This is a genomic window from Streptosporangium sp. NPDC023825 (assembly GCF_040639575.1).
Taxonomy (GTDB): domain Bacteria; phylum Actinomycetota; class Actinomycetes; order Streptosporangiales; family Streptosporangiaceae; genus Streptosporangium.
Genome location: NZ_JBFAAE010000020.1, coordinates 42797 through 59852 on the forward strand (window position 1 = coordinate 42797; position 17056 = coordinate 59852).

Genomic DNA, 17056 nt, shown 5'->3' on the forward strand with positions numbered 1-17056 from the left:
AACGGCACCACGCACAGTCAGAGGGAGATCCATGATCGGCACTCACGTCCGCGCACTCGCCGCACCCGCCGAGGAGGACGCGTGAGGGGAAACCGCGACGCCCGCCGGCTCGGGGGGCGGCGATGAACGAGATCCACGAGCGGCTCCGCGCCGCTCTGCACGCCGAGCTGCCCGCCGCCTTCCAGCTGCGGCGGGAACTGCACGCCGAGCCGTGCGTGTCGGGAAAGGAGGAGCCGACGCTCAAGCGCGTGCTGGACGCGCTGCCCGAGGGCGACACGACGGAGCGGGTGGCCGGGACCGGCGCGCTCCTCCGCGTCGGGGGCGAGGGCCTGGCCGTCGGGGTGCGCGGGGAGCTGGACGCCCTGCCGATCCCGGAGGAGACGGACGTGCCCTGGGCCTCGCGCAACGGCGCCATGCACGCCTGCGGCCACGACGTGCACCTCGCGGCGCTGGTGGCGCTGACCAGGGCGGTCGACCGGGTACGGGCGCCGGCGCCGATGGTCGCGGTGCTGCAGCCGCGCGAGGAGACCCACCCCTCAGGTGCCCGCGACATCGTCGACTCCGGGGCGCTCCGCAGGAACCGGGTCGGCGCGATGATCGCGGCACACGTCCAGCCGGTGCTCGGCGCCGGCGAGACGGCCTGCACGCCGGGCGCGGTCAACGCCTCCTCCGACGAGTTCACCGTCACCGTCCGGGGGCAGGGCGGGCACGCGGCCTACCCCCACCTGTCCCGCGACTCGGTCCTGGCGCTCGCCCAGATCATCGTGGCCGCGCAGCAGCTCGTCAGCCGCGACGCCGACCCGATGACGCCGACCGTGGTCACCTTCGGGACCGTGTCGGCGGGCAGCGCCCCCAACGCGATGCCGGGTCACGCCTCCGCCCGGGGCACCCTGCGTACGATGTCGGAGTCGTGGCGCCGCCAGCTGCACCACCGCTTCCGCGAGGTCGCCGAGGGCGTCGCCCGCGTCCACGGCTGCGAGGCGGAGGTGCGGATCACGCCCGGGGAGCCGGTGCTCGTCAACGACGCCCGCCTCGCCGAGGAGACCGGCTGCATTCTCGTCGACGTCGCCCACCACATGCCCGCCACGCTGCGCTCCTGCGGTGCCGACGACTTCGCCCACTTCGCGTCGGTCGTGCCGTCGCTGATGCTGTTCGTGGGCACCGACACGGCGTCGGGACTGCACAGCCCGTACTTCCTGCCCGGAGACGAGACCGTGACGGCGGTCGCCGAGAGCCTGCTCGCCGCCTACCTCGCCGCCACGCGGGTGATCGGCGCGGGCGGCTGAACAGGTGTTTCGCGCCGGCGGCGGTAATCCGCGGGAGAGGCGGAAAAAGCCTGGAACGCTGGAAGCGTGATGGTCGTTGACGTGGGTGAGGACCGGTCACCGGGGGTGTGGCCGGGGCCCGCGTGGGGGTGAGGTGCGGACGATCGCGACTTTCCGCTTGTCAGGCGGGGCCGTTGGGCTCTCCGCGTCAGATGGTAAACGAACACCCGAGAATGCGAGATTTCCGACAATTTGTCGTTAGTCCCTTTTGTGGTGTTTGTCGGGAGAAAAGTTGCTGCTTCCTTCCGTGTTACGGCTTGACGGGGTCCCCGTTCAGGAGCGATTCGACTTCTGGTGGGAGGCCGTCGCGCAGTCGGTGGTCTCGGTGGACGTCTCCAGCGACCAGGCCGCGGACTTCTGGGCCGAGATGCGCACGCTCGACCTCGGGGTGGCGCAGCTGTCCCGGGTGCGGTGTGTCTCGTTCGACGCGCGCCGCAGCCCGAGCCGGATCCGCCGGTCCGACCCCGGCCACTACCAGCTCTCCCTCACCCTTCGCGGGCGGTCGGGCATCCAGCAGGAGGGCCGGGAGGCCGGGCTGGCGCCGACCGACATCACGCTGTACGACACCTCCCGCACGTTCCACGCCTGGACCGTGGCGGAAGGCGCCGGTTCCAGGGCGGCGGGCGGGTCCCGTCCGAGCGTGTCCGACGGCCTGATCCTGCAGTTCCCCCGCGAGGTCCTGCCGCTCCCGGCCTCGGCGGCCGAACGGTTGCTCGCGGTGCGGCTGTCGGGCAAGGACGGCATCGGCGCGCTGCTCAGCGGGCTCCTCCACCAGCTGATCGCGCAGCCCGGCCGGCGCTCGCCCTCCGACGCGCTGCGGCTGTCGACGGTCATCCTCGACCTGGTCGCCGCCCTGCTGGCCCACGAACTCGACACGGACGCCTCCGACTCCCTGTCCAACCCCCACGGGGTCCTCCTCATGCGTATCCAGGCGTTCATCGAGAGAGGTCTGGGTGAGACGGATCTGTCGCCTTCGGACATCGCCGCGGCCCACCACATCTCCGTCCGCCACCTGCACAAGCTCTTCCAGCCGGAGGGGGTCACCGTCGGAGGCTGGATCCGCCTGCGACGGCTCGAACGCTGCCGCCGCGACCTGGCCGACCCCCTGATGGACGACCTGCCCGTCCGCACCATCGCCTCGCGCTGGGGTTTCACCAGCGACTCCCACTTCAGCCGGGCCTTCCGTGCGGCCTACGGCGCCTCGCCCGCGTCCTACCGGCGCCACCTCCGGGAACCGAGGGACACGGCGGACGCCTCCGGCGAGGGTCCGGTGCCGGTTGACAGCCGCCACGCGGACCTATAGAAAACCATAAGGTTATAGAACGAAAAGGTTATAAAGAGATGAGCGCCGGCCGGCCGGAGAGCCACCGCGGCTACCAGGAGGAGAGATCTCATGAACTGGACCCTGGAAGTGGTGGTGGTCCCGGTCAGCGACATCGACCGGGCCAAGGACTTCTACGAGAAGAAGGTCGGCTTCACGGTCGACCACGACACCCGGATCGACGGCGGCCCTCAGATCGTCCAGCTCACTCCCCCCGGATCCGGTTGCTCGATCGTCCTGGGGAAGGGCCTCGTCGACATGGAGCCGGGCTCGCTCCGGGGCCTGCAACTGGTGGTCTCGGACATCCACGCGGCCCGCGCGCACCTCGTCGAGCGGGGGGTGGAGGTCGGCGAGATCCAGGTGATGGGCAAGGCCGGCGCTCGCCCGAGCCGTGAGGGAGACGACCTCGACAACGTGGGATTCGTCTTCTTCACCGATCCGGACGGCAACGGCTGGGCGGTCCAGCAGATAACATCCCGCGGCTGACCTCGGTTCACCGCGACGCCCGGTCCCGTGTCCCGGCTGCGCCGTCATGCCGGTCGGTCGGCCGGACGGCCGGACGTCGCGGTGGGCGCGCGGGCCGTCCGGAGCAGGTGCGGGCGACGGCCGGTACCCCTCAGTATCCCGCGGTGGGGTCGATCACCCCCTCCAGCGGGCGGCCCGCGCGCAGGTTGCCCACGTTGCGCTCGACCCGCTCGCAGAGCATCCGCGCGACGTACTCGGCGGAGTCGGCGCAGTGCGAGGTGATGAGCACCCGGGGGTCGGCCCACAGGGGGTGCCCGTCCGGGAGCGGCTCGGGATCCGTCACGTCCAGGCCGGCGGCGGAGATCGTCCCCGCGCCGAGGGCCTCGACGAGCGCGCCGGTGTCGATGTGCGCGCCGCGGGCGACGTTGACGACGACGGCGTGTGGCGGCAGCAGCGCCAGCTCGGCGGCGCCGACGACGTGCCTCGTCTCCGGCGTCAGGGCGAGAGCCAGCACCAGGATGTCGGTCTCGGGAAGCACGGCGGGCAGGGCCGAGGGCGGCAGCGTCTCCGGCGTCTCCGGCGGCTTTGGCGTCTTCGGTGTCCCGCCGGTGCCCTCGGCCTTCTCGGGGTGGCGGCGGATCACCCGGATCCGGCACTCGAACGGCCGCAGGAGGCGGACGAGCTCGGTGGCTATGCCGCCGCCACCGAGGATCGTCACCCGCCGGCCGTGCAGCGACCGGGGGTCCACCGGACACCAGCCGGGCGTCCGCGCCTGGCGGGAGAGGTTGCGCAGGCAGGCCAGCGTCAGCATCAGCGCGTGCTCGGCGACCTGCCCGGCGAACGACCCCTTGGCGCAGCTGAAGACCACGGGGCGGTCGAACACCCCCGATGACGCGAACCTCTCCACCCCCGCCCAGGGGAACTGCACCCACCCGATCCGGGGATGGGCATCCAGCGTCGCCCCGAGCAGCCCCGGCTCGCCGGGAACGAGCCACACCAGGCCGTCGGCGTCGGCGAGCGGGACGTTGGTACCACCGCCGCGGGACACGGCCTCCTCGATCCCGAACCGTAGCCGGTCGAGCTCGGCATCGGCGGAGCCGGGCCGTCCGTGGGACGTCCTCGCCTCCGCGAAGGGTGCTATCGCGATACGGGCTTCCATGAACGACATTCTGTCGTAGATCATCTGCGGCGTATCGCCGGCCCGGGGGCGATCCCGCCTCGCCGGTCACTTCCCGGAGATCCGGAAGTAACCCGGGAATTGACCGGTATCACGTGGGCGCGTGAAAAGCCGGATCGCGGACGCGTGACGCATTCGACGATCTCGCCCGGCGCGAACCGATCCGATCGCGGGGCGGTGACCTGGAGAGACTTTCGCCCACGACGACGGGACTCCGGGAGCGCTACATTTTCCTGGGGAAGACGGGGCGTTTCTGGAGGGCGGATCGTTTTGGGCAGAGGAACGATCATCGGTGGCCGTTACGAGTTGGATCCCACGTCGCGTCGCTCCGGCGGAATGGGAGAGGTCTGGTTCGGCTACGACAAACGCCTGGATCGGCAGATAGCCATCAAATTCATCAAAGCCGAAAGGTTTCCCGATGGTCGCCGGGACGAGGAACTGGCCAGGCGTTTCGTACGCGAGTCGCGGATCACCGCCCGGCTGGAACACCCCGGCGTGCCGACCATCTACGACTGCGGGCCACACGGTGACGACCTCTACATGGTCATGCAACTCGTCAGGGGGTGTTCCGTCGCGACCCTGCTCGACGAGACGGAGGTGCCCGTGGCCTGGGCCGCGGCGATCGCCGCCCAGGTGTGCTCGGTGCTGGCCGTGGCCCACGCCAGCTCGCTGGTCCACCGCGACCTCAAGCCGGGCAACCTGATGCTCTGCCCCGACGGCACCGTCAAGGTCCTCGACTTCGGCATCGCCGCCGCGCTCGCCACCACGGACACGACGAACCTCACGAGGACGGGCGAGGTGCTCGGCACCCCGGCCTACATGCCGCCGGAGCAGGCCATGGCCGGGACCGCGGGACCGCGGAGCGACCTCTACTCCCTCGGCGTGATCCTGGACGAGATGCTCGCCGGGACCAACCAGTTCGCCGCGCCCACCCCGCTGGCCTCGATGCGCAACCACACCGACGTCGCCCCCCGGCCGCTGCGCGCGAGACGGCAGGACGTCCCCGAAGGGCTGGAGCGGCTTGTCCTGCGGCTGCTCGCGAAGACGCCCGAGGAGCGGCCGGCGAGCGCGGACGTCGTCTACGAGCGGCTGCTCGACTTCTGCCGCGAGCTGCCGCCCTTTCCCGGCTACGTCGACCTGGACACGTCCCACCCGGTGCGCATGTACGCCACCGTCCTCGGACGGATCTCCGCCCCGCGCGCCGAGGACCGGCGGCCCTCCCATCCGGTACGGCCGGCGCGGATCAGGCGTGCCACGGGACTGGTGCAGATCGAGCGGGCCGACATCGAGCGCGCTCGCAAGGAAGCCGACCTGCTCAAGGCGGAAGCCCGTTTCGGCCAGGCGGCGGACCTCCTGGCCGAGGTGGTCGGACCCGCCGCGGGCTCCTTCGGCTCGACGAGCTCCTCTGTGATCGACCTGCGGATCGAACTCGCCGAGGCTCTCTTCCTCGGCGGCGACTACCGCCGGGCGGCGCCCGAGTTCCAGCGGCTCGCGGCCGACGTCGCCAGGGTGGAGGGGCCGGACAACAACCTCGCCCTGCGGTGCCGGTTGATGGAGGCGGGATGCCACGCGGCGATCGGGGAGACGAACCTCGCCCTGTCCCAGCTCCGGCGGCTGCTGGCCGACGAGAGGCGGTTCGGCGCGGGAGAGGAACGGATCCTGGAGATCCGGAGTCAGATCGGGATGGTGGAACTCGACGCGGGCAACAGGGGGCGGGCCAAACGGCTGCTCGGTGAGCTGCTGCCGGACCTCGAACGCAGGTACGGCCCGTACCACCACAACGCCGGAAAGGTCCGCGCGATCCTCCAGGGGCTCGCCGACCGCTGACGGGCTCACCGACCGCCGGCGGGCTCGCCGGCCGCGTCCTGAGGTCGGCACCGCGGGGCCGCCCACCAGGGGGGCGCCATGAAAACACCATGAAAACGATCATGGGCGGCGATCCGCCTGACCAGGCCGACATGATCGGACCGGCGCTGCCGGCTTGACACGGCCCGCGCGCTAGGTGATCGTCAGGGCCCGGATTCCCCCCGGGTCGCTCGCGAACCGCTCTTCACGGCAGGGAGACCCATGCCCGTACGGAAAGCCCCCCTCGCCTTGCTGGCGGCGCTCGCCGTCGCCGTGGCGCCGGCCTGGCCTGGGGGGACCGGCGCCGCCGCGGCCCGGCAGGCGCCGCCCCCGGTCGCCGCCCCGGACACCGTCACCGGGGGCAAGGGACCGCGGTGGGAGGCGTGCGCCGGGGTGAGCACGCCGGACCTGCGATGCGCACGGGTCACCGTCCCCCTCGACCACCGCCGCCCGCGCGGCCGCACCATCTCCGTCGTCATCTCCCGGCTGCCCGCCACCGACCCGGCGCGGCGCCGGGGCGTTTTGCTCACCACCGGCGGCGGACCCGGCGGGCCGGGCGTCCCGCTGCCCGTGAGCCTCGCCCCGGCGCTGTCCGCCGAGGTCCGTGCCCGGTATGACCTGGTCGGGTTTGACATGAGATTCGTCGAACGCAGCACGCCCATCGGCTGCGGGCAGCCCGAGGAGGAGCCCGGCAGCTTCTGGGTACGCCCCGCGGCCCCAGGACGCTTCCCCGCCGAAGCCGCCGAGGCCCGGCGGTACGCCGAGGACTGCGTACGGGCCTCCGGCTGGGCCCTGCCGCACGCCACCACCGCGAACGCCGCCCGCGACATGGACCTCATCCGCGCGGCACTCGGCGAGGAGAAGATCTCCTACCTGGGCGGCTCGTACGCGGGACTGCTCGGCACCGTCTACGGCACGCTGTTCCCGCACCGCGTGGACCGGTTCGTACTGGACAGCCCGGTGAACGCCGACACGATCTGGCGGCCCTACGAGATGGGCCGCACCCCCGCGTTCGAGGAGGGGACGGTGGCCCTCGCCGCCTGGGCCGCCGGGCGGCACTCCGAATACGGTCTGGGGGAGACCCCCGCACAGGTGCACGCCACGCTCACCGGGATCCTCGACCGGGCCACCCGAGCGCCCATCGTCATCGGAGGTCACGCCTGGACCGTCGGCGAGCTGGGTGCCCTGCTGGTGGCCGGGATCTACGACGAGCGCGCCTTCGGCGTCGTCGCCGCGGCCTTCGCCGCCGTCGCGGCCGGACGGGAGCCGTCCCTGCCGTTCCCCATCCGCCCTCCGCGGCCCGAGGGCGTGCCCGGCCTGCCCGCCGGCCACTACACCGCCACCAACGTCGCCTACCGCTGCGCCGACGCCCCCTGGCCACGCGACCCGCGCGTCTACCTGCGCGACATCGCCGCCCAGCGGGACCGCCACCCGCTGTTCGGCCCGTCCAACGCCAACATCAACCCCTGCGCGTTCTGGCCGCCCGCCAAGGACGAACCGGTGCGGCTCGACGGCAACCGCGCGCCGGCCGCCCTGATCGTCGCGGCCCTGCGGGACGTGGCGGTGCCGCCGTCCGTGAGCAGGGCCGTGGCCGCGCGCATCCGCGGGTCACGCCTGGTCACGATCGACGCCCACACCCACGCCCCGTTCCCGCACTACGGGAACGCCTGCCTCAACGCCACGGTCACCCACTACCTCACCACCGGTGAACTGCCGGCCACCGACACCGCCTGCTGACCCCGCGGTGCCCGTACGGGAATCGGGGGGATTCCTCCAGGGGGAGCGATACCGGGCAAGTTCGGGGGACCCTCATGGAGACACCGGTCTCCATGAGGGGCGAGGCCTGTCCCCGTCCTTTTCCCTCACCGATCAGTTCGTACGGGTGTTGGGGAGGTGCTCGCCCAGGTAGCCGATCCAGATCTTGCCGGTGGCGCCGCCGGAGTCGTCGTGGAAGTACATCCGGGGCGCGGGGTAGCCGACGGACCGGAGCTTGACGTGGGACTCCATCAGGACCTGCCCGCCCGGGTTCACCTCGGGCGGGACGGCGAAGGTCCGGCGGTCGCTGAACTTGGCGCGGGTGACCACGCTCTTCGACTCGCGCATGGACACCATCCCGGTGGGGATGGTGAGGCGGCCGGAGGAGCCGTGGGAGCACCACTCGTAGAAGCCGCCGGAGAACTCCCCGCCGGACCGCGCCCTCGCGAAGTCCTCCAGGGCGCGCAGGGAGTCCCACGCCTTCGCCGCCCACGTACGCGACTGGGCCGGGTGGTCCAGGTCGAGCCGGGCGGCGGCGCCGTCGGTGTCGCCGACGACGATGTGGCGCAGGCTCTCGCGGGCCTCGGCCAGGACCGCGACCAGGCTGGCGGGTTCGAAGACGGGGGTCTCCTCGGGCACGCCGTACACCGGCTGGCCCGCCGCGGCGAGCCTGCCCTCCAGCCAGCGGACCCGCTCGGTGAGCTTCCTGGCGTTCGTGACGGCCTCGGCGTACTCCTCGGTGAGCAGCCGGTACTCCTCGCGGAGGCTCCCGGTCCCGGCGGCCGGACGGTCGCCCTCCTCGTCCGCGAGGACGGCCTCGCCACGCCGTTCCGCGACGACGTCACGCAGGCCGGAAAGGTGCGCGCCGAGCGTGTGGAGCTCGCGGAGAACCCTGGCGAGGTCACCGGCGGAGGCCTGTGACGACGTGGCGAGCCCCAGCGCCGCGTCCAGATCACCGCGCAGTTCCTTGACCACCATGTCCGCCACCACCTGGGCGATCTGCTCCACCCCGGAGAGCGGGCCGCCGCCCCCGGAGAGGACCTCCGCGCTGTTCCCGGTCTCCCCGGTTCTCTCGGTCTCCTCGTTCTCCTCGTTCTCCGTGATGGCGGTGGCCTTGTCCGGGGAAGGCGGCCCCTGCTTCCCGGTGGGACCGGTGGAAGCGGCGGAACCGGCGGAACCGGCGGAGACCGGGCCGGCTCCGCCGGTTCCACCGGCCGGGGCGGGCGCCGGGCGCCGGGTCATGGCCATCATCCGCCGTCGCAGCTCCTCGCGGGCGGAGTCGGTCTTCGCGGGACGGCGCGCGGCCTCGGCGATCTCGCCCAGGTCGGCGCGCCCGGCGAGCACCCGGTAGACGACGTGGAGCGTCCGCTGGACGTCCGCGGGAAGGTCGCGATGGACGGTGTCGCCGACCGCTCCGACGACGATCCGGTCCAGGGCGGCGTCACCCTGGTCACGGATCATGGCGGCGCCCATGGGCGGGTGCCTGCGGGGGTGGCGTTCCTCGGCGGGGTCGAAGGGGGCGAGGTAGGTGCGGATCCCTCCGCCGAACACGCCCAGCTCCCTGCCCATCGCCTTGTTGAACCGGTTCTGGGCGCGCAGGTCGGCCAGCCGTACCACCAGGCCAGCGCCGGTGACCGCGCCGGCCAGATAGTCGGCACGGGCCCGCGCGGCCTCCGGGTTCTGGGGGTCCACGGAGAGAACGAGGATCGGCATCCTCCGGCGGGGTTCGGTCATCACGGGGACGAACCGGTCCATGCCCTCCTCGTCGAGGACCACCGGGCCGTCCTCCACCTGGATGCCGCCGTCGCTGATGCGCGCGGTGCGCAGGTACGCGGGGAGGAAACCGGGCACGCTCACCACGGCCGGTTCGCGCCGCTCCGGCCGTTCCCGCCGTTCCGGTTCGCGCCTTCCGCTCCGGTACGGTTCCCGCCGCTGCCGTTCCGGCTCACGCCCCTCGTGCCGGTCTACGGTGACGATGACCCACCCGGTCATGCCCGGCACCGATTCCGCGTAGGTCACCCGGGTCCGCAGATGTCCTTCCCCGTCCGGCTCGTCGAGCGTGTAGCGGCCGCAGTCGCCGCGCCGTTCCATCGTGAGCCGTGCCCGGCCGGCCTCGGCCTCGACCATCGCCCGCGCCGCGCCCGGGGGCGGGAACCCCTTCCGCTCGACCCACTCCGAGAAGGTGCGGCGCAGCCGGATCGAGATGGGGGCGGCCGGGTCGCGCAGCACCGCCCGATATAACCGCGTCACGTTCGACGCCATAGTCACGACACCTCATATGTCATCAACCTGGGGGATGTGCGGCTCACGTCCGATAAATGGACGCCAGTCGTACGGGGTTGGATGTCAGCCGGGCTCCGCCGGTTCCAGCGGCCGGGCTTTGTGTACCATAAATGCTGTTTTAATATGGAATTAGGCTTTATACGACGTAAATCTGGTTCAAGGGCTTCATGGTTGCCGCAATCGGCCGACTTTGTCGCACCCAAGTGTGACGACATGCTGACGTGGTGTCATGGTCTTTCCGGAGGTCGCAGCTCGGCGGCCGTCCGGGACGGCCGCCCGCACGGGGCCGGGCTCCTTCCGCGCGGCGGCGGCAGGGGTCCACGCCGATGCGGACGCGGGGCCGCCCCGGGCGCGAAGGTGCCGATGAACGGCGCGAGCCGGCGGCGTTGTTCCGGACTCCGGAGAACTTGCGGGGATGGTGGGGCCGTGATAGATGTGTCGCGATTTTATAAACTCAACCGACTTTGTCGGGCCTCGGTGGAGAAGTAACCCGCGGTCATCGCGAGGTCGCCGGGCTGTCCAGTCGGCCATGTCTGGATTTCGGGCCTGGATCCAGAGTGGCCAGGTATGGTGCGTTTCTGTCGAGTTCCGGGAAAACGTGCGGATCTCGCATGAGAACTGGGGCGGCGAGGTTCCGGCCTTCGCCCGTCGGCTTGCCCCAAAGATCGTTTCCTCTCGCACGCCCCCGGAGCTTCTCTTGGTAAGAGACGTATCAGTGGGTGCTGTGCGTCCCGTGCAGCATGGACCCGCCGACCTTGCGCTGGTGGCACTCCTGGCGTCGCCGGCAACAGGCGGAGACCGGGATCCGGCTCGAGCTGTGCGACGACGACTCCCTCCGGCTCCGCGCCGTGAAGGGGAGGACGCTGGGAATGGCACGTCTGCGCGAGGTCCGCACCCTGGCGGATCTCTCCGCCAGGATCGCCGTCCTGGCCCGACAGCTGGAGGTGCCCGCCCCGACACTCGCCGAGGTGCGCTCGCACGCGGAGGGGGACGGTCCGACGAACAGCTGGCCCATCTTGACGCGCTTGAGCAGGCCGGCTACGAGACAGGACGCGGCGGGTCCTGGACAGAGCCGGTGGTCAGCTCACGCCCCGCCCCGGGGCGCCCGCTCCGGCCAGTGGCGGGGCATCCTCCCGGCGGACAGACCGTCGGTCAGCCCGTCGACCAGCTCCCCGCCGATCGCCCCAGCCTCCCGCAGCGAACGCTCGAAGGCGGTGAGCCGCCGGAAGGCCTCGCCGTAGCGGCGCTGCTCCTCGAGGGGCAGCCGCAGCACCTGCAGCCTGCGGACGTCGAGACGGGAGGACGTGGAGGCGTGGGTTCCCGCCTGCCTCGCGTTGGCCGGGGCGCGCAGGCAACCGGCCAGGAACCACGGGTCGAGCAGCGTGGGGTCCACCCGCAGGGCGAACAGTTGCGAGCCCAGCACCGTGGGGGCGCCGGTGTCGACCCAGGCGCCGAACGCCCGGTAGGCCCCGACGACCACCACCTCCTCCGGGACGGTCACGGTGAGGGTGCCCGCGGTCTCTCCCGCCGAGGCCTCCCGTACGGGCAACCAGCCGGACGGCCTGCCTCCGGCCAGCACGTCGGCGACGGTCAGCACGGGCACGGCGTCATCGGGAGCGTCGCCGGTGCGTACCGCGCCGTCCGCCGGTTGCTGTCCGGCCCGCATCGTCATCGCACCCGCCCGGAGCAGGTCGCCCACGGTCACCGCACCCTGGCCCGCCGGCTCCTCGCCGCTCGGTTCGAGCGCGGACAGGGTCGCGCTCAGGTCCCGCAGCTCGTGAAGCAGGGTGCCGAACCGGTTCCACGAGCGCCGCAGGCCCAGGTCCGTCGAGGCCGCCACTTTGGGGACGTGCCGTGCGGGGGTGAGGTCCACCTCGTCGTCCAGGAGGTCGATCACCGGGAGCACGGCGTGATCGGCCGGCCGGTCCCTGTCCTCGTCTCCCGGCTGGACGGCCGACACCACACGCCTGTGCAACAGGGACCAGTCGATCGCCGCCCGGCCCGTCCGCTGCGTTCCCCCCGGCGGCTCAGGCTGGACCCCGGCCGCGTCGACCAGCAGCACCCCGGTCCCCGCGCCCGTTCCGCCTTCGGCCGGTGCCCGCAGGACCCACAGGTGCAGCGCGACGCTGTGCGGGGGCGCGGTCCCCGGCGGGAGGGCGACCACCGCGCGCAGCACGCCGCTACGGAGCAGCCCTGCCCGGATCCGGCGCCCCGCCTTGCGGGAGGCGACACCGGGCGGCATCAGCAGCACCGCCGTCCCGCCGGGCGCCAGGCGGCTCAGCGCGTGCTGTGTCCAGGCGAGCTCGGGCTCGGTGCGGGGAGGCAGGCCGTACGTCCAGCGGGCGTCGGTGGCGAGCTCCTCGTATCCCCAGTCGCGCTCGTTGAACGGCGGGTTGCACAGCACCACGTCGGCGCGGACACCGGGATGGGGATCGGCGCGCAGCGTGTTCCCGGCCCTGACGTCCACCTCCCACGCGGTCTCACACCCCGGCGAGTGACCGGCGAGCAGGAGCCGTACGGCGGCCAGCGCCGCCTGGGTCGGGTCGACGTCCTGGCCGAGCAGTTTCAGCGGGACGTCCGAGGGGGGCGCGTCCACCGTGCCGGCCCACTGCCGGGCGGCGGCGAGCAGGAGACCACCCGTGCCGCACGCGGGGTCGAACACGCTGCCGACGTCACCGGCCTCGCCGTCGCGCGACAGTTCGGCGACCTGGGCCATCAGGGCCGCCAGCGGGTGTGGCGTGACACCGATCTGCCGGACGTGCGTGTCGAGCCAGCGGCCGAGCAGGAAGTCGTAGGTCTCCCGGGCTCCGTGTTTCCTCGCCAGGCCGACCGCGCGTTCCACCAGGGACCGCTGGGCGTCGGAGAGACCGGTGTCGTCCGGAAATCCCCCGGCCGCGCCGATGTCCGGTAGGTCTGCCAGGTGTCCCGCGTCCGATGGGCTCGCCGGGCGTTGTCCCGCCTCCTCCCGGGCGAGCCGGGCACCGGCCGCGGCGATCGCCATCCCCATCGTGTCGCGGTCCCCGAGCGCCTCGAACTCCGGCCACAGCCGTTCCCGGCTGCCGACCTCGTCGAGCTTCCCCTGCCGTCTCAGCCACTCCTCCACCTGCGACAGCGCGAACTGCGGGCTGGTGTCCGTGCCGCCGACCGGCGCGGGGAAGCTGTCGTGACGGCGGCGCCAGTTGCTGACGGCCGCGCGCCCGACACCGGCGATCCTGGCTATCTCCGCCAGGGTGACGGAGACGGACGGGTCGGCAGAAGGAGGCATGGTGTCTCCGGGTAGGGGACAGGACGGCGGTGACCCGCCGTCGGAGGCACGGTGACGGGATGTGCCAAAGCGGGCGGGCACCATGCCTTCCTGGGAAGGTCCTTTCGCAGCCTATCCGTTGACTCAGTTCACCCGGGAGTCGACTCGGCTGGGGAAACGGACATGAAACGACGGTGGTGCGCGGATGTAGAGGCGGGTTCGGGGGACAGCGGCGCTCCGCGCGGGCAGATCGACCTGGCCCAGCAGCCCCAGCACCCTCACCGCGCCACCTCCACCAGTCGCCCGGCCGTCTCCCGCATCCTGGTGCGGGCTGCGGCGGTCCCGGCTCTGCCGGTTGCTGTCCCGTCGCTCCCAGGTGAACACCGACGTGCGGCCCCGCTGAGCCGTGGTGACCCTTGATCGCCCCGGCGGCACGAAGATTTCCACGCTTGGCCGCCGACCGACGGGAGCCTGGCCAGACAGAATCAAAGGCGATGGCTTCGGCAACCTGGCCACATGTCACGAAGTGTGACGTGAGTCCGTAGCGTCGGCTCCCGGCCAGATTTCGGCCTGATGTGTCACTGCCGCGCGGCGGAAGGCGGAACCTTCGCCGGGGCGGACCGGATCTCCTCTTCGAGCGCGTCGACGAGCGCCCTGGCCGCCTGGCGCAGTCGGGCACGGCGGGCGGTGAGATCTTCGGTGAACGTTCGGGCCTTCGGCCCTACCCACACCGACTGGCCGGTGAACTGGCCGTGGGCCGGGTCGAGCGCGGCCTCAAGGAGGGCGACTCGCGCCCTGAGCTCCACCAATGTCTGTTCCAGCACCTGACGCCGCGGGTTGGGCACCAGACCTTCCGGGACAGGATTCATATATCCCTCTTCGGATGTGGATACAGGGGGCAATCCATTGGACATTATTGGATCTACGGCACCTCGGCCAGCCCCGGAGGAACGCATGGCACGTTTTGTATGGCGCGGTTTTTTGGCCTGCGCTGCGATGGTGCTGACAGTGTCCGGATGCGGGGAAAGTGGCCCCACAGCGGCCGAAGCGGGGGAGACCCTTAAATCGCACATCACCGAGTTGATGAAGGAGCGCCACGCTTTGGATGTCCGAATCACTGATTCTGGTGGGCGTGATATCTCGTGTGGCGAGGGCAAGGCAAAGCGAACCTTCGCTGCCATTGGTACGGATCCCGCACCGCGAACCAGCGGAGATATGCTCAATGATCTCCTGCTGGGTGCCCTCTCCCGGGTCGCTCCCTATCGAATCGCCGAAGACCGCGGCAATGCTCCCATCCGGCTGGCCAACGATGAATACAAGACGGTAATTGTCCTGGAGTCTCCGGGCAACGGGCAGTATGGCGTTCGAGGTGAGACCGAATGTCTCCGAACCTCGTGATCTAACTGTCGAAGGCTAGAGCGCGCTCCCGGCCTCGTTTGTTGCGGCTTTCGAACGCATCCGCAGACCGACTGGACAACACTCCCAGTGAAAGATCGCCATGGCTGCCCATGCCATTGGCGACCGTCCACCTCTCGAACGCCTCAAGCCCTTCGTTCCCCTGTTTGATCAACTCGGAGAACGGCTTGAGGTTGCCCTTGGCGTCGGCGATGGCCACGCCCGGTGGGCAGGTGGCCTGGAACTCGGCGGGTGTCACCTTCGGGGTGAAGCCGTTGACCATGAGGATCTGCGCATACGTGTGCTGGCGGCCGAGGGTCTCGATGGAGTCCTTCTTGTCGGCCAAATCCACCCGTGTCTCGTCCTCTTCGCCGAAGATGTCTCCGGCGGCGTCATAGGTGGAGAAGGAGAAGCCCACGAGTGTCCAGAAGTATGAGGCCGCCTTGGTCGGGGCGAAGAGGCCCGCCACCCCGATAGTGGTGTCGCGCAGGTATTTCATCAGGTCCGCTTGCTTTTTGTCGGCTATGTCAAGGTTGCCTTGGACCTTCTCGATGGCGGCCAATTCGAAGCCGCGCACGTTGCCCAGTGCGGTGAACACCTGGTCCATGTGCTTGACGTCGCCGGTGCTCCGGGCCGTCGCCGAGGCGTCGGCGATGAGTTTCATGCTGAGGGCGCCCATTCCCTTCTCGAACGGGGCGAGGTTCGCCGGGGAGTCGGCGAAGGTCTTCAGGAAGCGGTAGGTGTCCTTCGGGCTCAGGGTGAACGCCGCCGTCGTGCCGAAGGCCGAGGTGAAGGGCTTGAGCGCGCTCTCCTCGATCATGTTGGCGTCGCCGATGTTCGCGCCCTCGGTGATCTCGGCGGCGTAGGCGCCGGCCAGCGTCGACATGAAGATCCTGGCCTTCGGCGCGACCTGCATCGGGGTGGCCGGAGAGTCCGCGGTGCCGTCGGTGTCCTTGAGGTCTCCCATGATGGTCATGACGTTGAAGGCGAACTTCGCGGCCTCGGGGCTGTGCGGTCCCTTCTCGTAGGCCCCGCCTCCGGCGGCGAGCATCCGGCCGAACTCAGCGCTGACGTCGAAGTCCATGCCCCCCACCCGCTTCCAGGGCTCTTCGGGGCTCCTCATGCGGTTGAGCTCGGTGAACAGGTCCCTGAGGTCTTCGCGGGACATGGCGTTGAACAGGCCCCTGGCCACGTCGGGGTTGTTCGCCAGGGTCGGCAGCAGCGGGGCGAGGTCGGTCTCCCAGCGCCGGGGGCGGGAGCCGTCGCCGGCGCCGACCGGCTTGCCCACCCTGCTCCGCGCTATCTCGGTGAGCCACGCGGCGGGGAACATGCCGTGCCGCAGCAGGGTCGTCAGCTCGTGGTCCGACGCCTTCTTGAGGGTGCCGGCCTGCCAGGCCGAGCCGAGGAGGGCCGGTTGCGCGCCGACCGCCGTGGCCAGGGCGTCGCCCATCACCTTCCGGTGCTTGTCGGCCGTCTTCTTGTCGTACCTCTCCAGGCGGCTGACCATGCTGAGCATGCCCTCGGGACCGATGGACCGGAAGAACCCGGCGGTGAGGTAGGCGTCCTTCTGCCCGTCGGCGAGCTTTTCGAGGATCCGGTTGTAGGCGGCGTTGGGCAGGCCGAGGGAGGACTCGGGAAGACGGCGGAACTCGGCGGCGAGGTCGGTGCCCTTCTTGGCGTTGCCCGCCGGGGACTTTCCCGTCTTCTCGTCGTAGGGCAGCAGCCCCCACTGGAACGGGTCCTGGAGCGGGTCGCCGGTCCACAGCGAGCCCTGCTTCGGGATGTGGGGTCCCTTTCCCAGCATGGGGAGGTCCTGATTGATCGTCTCCAGGCGTTCGCGCAGTTTCGGCAGCTCTTCGCCGACCCAGCCGTCGATCTCCCTGATCGGCCCCAGCCCCGCCGCCGACACCTCGGCCGCCGTGAGCAGCTGCCGGATCCGTTCGGACTGCTCGCCGATCACGTCGCGCCCGCGTTCCAGCGCGGTGACGAAGGTCCGCATCAGATCGGGGTCGATTCCGGTGAAGTCCGGCGACGTGGGCCCCGCTCCCGGCGACATCGACTCCACCACCCCTATCGCCCTATTTTCAGTTATTTCACTCTAGTTCCAAAATGCGTGATTTTCATTCAGTACGGAGGGTGTCTCGGACCTTGACCTGTCCCGGGATGTCATGCTGAATAAGAAATACGGTCGTCCAGTATGGGGTGGATAGCCGGTAGATATCGTTTTGCCCGATGGCAGCCTGGAA

Annotated in this window: 11 protein-coding genes; 6 read left to right on the forward strand and 5 right to left on the reverse strand. The window is 70.9% G+C overall.

Going from position 1 to position 17056, the window contains the following annotated elements; all coding sequences use genetic code 11:
* Positions 1–122 precede the first annotated feature (122 nt).
* From AB0G15_RS19310 to AB0G15_RS19320, 3 genes are all read left to right on the forward strand, one after another.
* The gene (locus tag AB0G15_RS19310) at positions 123–1286 is read left to right on the forward strand and encodes a M20 family metallopeptidase (RefSeq protein ID WP_362841317.1); all 1164 of its coding nucleotides are present in this window, start codon (positions 123–125) and stop codon (positions 1284–1286) included.
* Positions 1287–1572: 286 nt separating this feature from the next.
* Complete coding sequence (locus tag AB0G15_RS19315) at positions 1573–2628, forward strand: helix-turn-helix domain-containing protein (protein ID WP_362841319.1); 1056 nt, start codon at positions 1573–1575, stop codon at positions 2626–2628.
* A 90-nt stretch (positions 2629–2718) separates the two neighbouring features.
* Entirely contained in the window at positions 2719–3132 is a 414-nt protein-coding gene (locus AB0G15_RS19320) for a VOC family protein (RefSeq protein ID WP_362841321.1), read from the forward strand.
* A 130-nt stretch (positions 3133–3262) separates the two neighbouring features.
* On the opposite strand, the gene AB0G15_RS19325 is transcribed toward AB0G15_RS19320, so the two are convergent.
* Positions 3263–4270, reverse strand: a complete 1008-nt coding sequence (locus tag AB0G15_RS19325; protein ID WP_362841323.1) for a D-isomer specific 2-hydroxyacid dehydrogenase family protein — start codon at positions 4268–4270, stop codon at positions 3263–3265.
* Positions 4271–4624: 354 nt separating this feature from the next.
* Here AB0G15_RS19325 and AB0G15_RS19330 point away from each other — a divergent pair, with 354 nt between their 5' ends.
* Positions 4625–6115 carry a serine/threonine-protein kinase gene (locus AB0G15_RS19330; RefSeq protein ID WP_362841325.1) on the forward strand — a complete coding sequence of 497 codons (1491 nt, stop codon included), beginning with the start codon at positions 4625–4627 and terminating at the stop codon, positions 6113–6115.
* A 240-nt stretch (positions 6116–6355) separates the two neighbouring features.
* A complete protein-coding gene (locus AB0G15_RS19335; protein ID WP_362841327.1) occupies positions 6356–7870 on the forward strand; it encodes an alpha/beta fold hydrolase in 1515 nt (504 codons plus the stop codon).
* A 132-nt stretch (positions 7871–8002) separates the two neighbouring features.
* Here the strand turns inward: AB0G15_RS19335 and AB0G15_RS19340 are convergent, their stop codons facing one another.
* From AB0G15_RS19340 to AB0G15_RS19350, 3 genes are all read right to left on the reverse strand, one after another.
* On the reverse strand, positions 8003–10138 hold the full coding sequence (locus AB0G15_RS19340) for a hypothetical protein (protein WP_362841329.1): 2136 nt from the start codon (positions 10136–10138) through the stop codon (positions 8003–8005).
* Positions 10139–11255: 1117 nt separating this feature from the next.
* Positions 11256–13436 carry an N-6 DNA methylase gene (locus AB0G15_RS19345; protein ID WP_362841331.1) on the reverse strand — a complete coding sequence of 727 codons (2181 nt, stop codon included), beginning with the start codon at positions 13434–13436 and terminating at the stop codon, positions 11256–11258.
* Positions 13437–13993: 557 nt separating this feature from the next.
* On the reverse strand, positions 13994–14284 hold the full coding sequence (locus AB0G15_RS19350; RefSeq protein WP_362841333.1) for a hypothetical protein: 291 nt from the start codon (positions 14282–14284) through the stop codon (positions 13994–13996).
* A gap of 85 nt (positions 14285–14369) precedes the next feature.
* Here AB0G15_RS19350 and AB0G15_RS19355 point away from each other — a divergent pair, with 85 nt between their 5' ends.
* A complete protein-coding gene (locus tag AB0G15_RS19355) occupies positions 14370–14813 on the forward strand; it encodes a hypothetical protein (RefSeq protein WP_362841335.1) in 444 nt (147 codons plus the stop codon).
* A gap of 1 nt (position 14814) precedes the next feature.
* Here AB0G15_RS19355 and AB0G15_RS19360 read toward each other — a convergent pair whose 3' ends face one another.
* Positions 14815–16866 carry a hypothetical protein gene (locus AB0G15_RS19360; protein ID WP_362841337.1) on the reverse strand — a complete coding sequence of 684 codons (2052 nt, stop codon included), beginning with the start codon at positions 16864–16866 and terminating at the stop codon, positions 14815–14817.
* Positions 16867–17056: the final 190 nt, after the last annotated feature.